General features: G+C 39.6%; 1 protein-coding gene. It reads left to right on the plus strand.

Annotated features, from left to right (window positions below):
- On the plus strand, positions 1 to 240 hold a 240-nt coding region (locus tag EZH24_RS14675), incomplete at both ends, for a hypothetical protein (RefSeq protein ID WP_161976226.1).

The raw sequence follows: 240 nt of genomic DNA on the forward strand, positions 1-240 counted from the left end.
ACGCTACGGGAACAATAACGGGTATTACTGATACGGATAGCACGACTTTAACGGCAGATGATTTCGTTTATAGCGGAACTGATTTGACTTTGAAAGACGATGCGACTACGAGAGCTAAAATTACTTGGGATGGGGTTGATACTAAAAAAGTTAAATTGACTTTCACATTAACGCCCGCAAACGACAAAGTGGATTTGACGACTACAACGCAAGATGTAGATATTGAAATCGGAAAATTCA

It is taken from the genome of Brachyspira catarrhinii, assembly GCF_005518285.1.
Classification (GTDB): Bacteria; Spirochaetota; Brachyspiria; order Brachyspirales; family Brachyspiraceae; genus Brachyspira; species Brachyspira catarrhinii.